This is a genomic window from Pseudomonas sp. AU12215, from assembly GCF_001675465.2.
Lineage (GTDB): Bacteria > Pseudomonadota > Gammaproteobacteria > Pseudomonadales > Pseudomonadaceae > Pseudomonas > Pseudomonas nitroreducens.
On record NZ_MACM02000010.1, the window covers coordinates 1 to 512 of the forward strand.

The following is a 512-nucleotide window of genomic DNA, read 5'->3' on the forward strand; positions in this document are numbered from 1 at the left end:
GGCATCCGCAGTGGTGGTCGCGGTGGTGCCRTCGGGCAGCGTGACGATCACTTTGCTGCCCGGCTCGGACTTGCCATCRATRGTGATGGTGCCGGTGCCCGGRTCGGTGATTTCCGCAGTCGGCGCRGCCGGCGGGGTGATGTCATGGTACGGCGCAACGGTCGGCGGRCTGACGTTGCCCGCAGCRTCTTCGGCCTTGACGGTGATGTCGCCATCGGCCTTCGGCGCCGGCACGTCGACGCTGTAGTCGCCCTTGGCATCCGCGGTGGTGGTCGCGGTGGTGCCATCGGGCAGCGTGACGATCACTTTGCTGCCCGGCTCGGACTTGCCATCAATAGTGATGGTGCCGGTGCCCGGATCGGTGATTTCCGCAGTCGGCGCGGCCGGCGGGGTGATGTCTTTATAGGGTACGTCGGTGCTCGGGCTGAGGTTGCCCGCAGCGTCTTCGGCCTTGACGGTGATGTCGCCATCGGCCTTCGGCGCCGGCACGTCGACGCTGTAGTCGCCCTTGG

At 67.3% G+C, this 512-nt stretch carries 1 protein-coding gene; it reads right to left on the bottom strand.

Going from position 1 to position 512, the window contains the following annotated elements; translation table 11 throughout:
* Positions 1-512: Ig-like domain-containing protein (locus tag A9513_RS04230; protein WP_255302816.1), on the bottom strand; the 512-nt coding region annotated here is incomplete at both ends.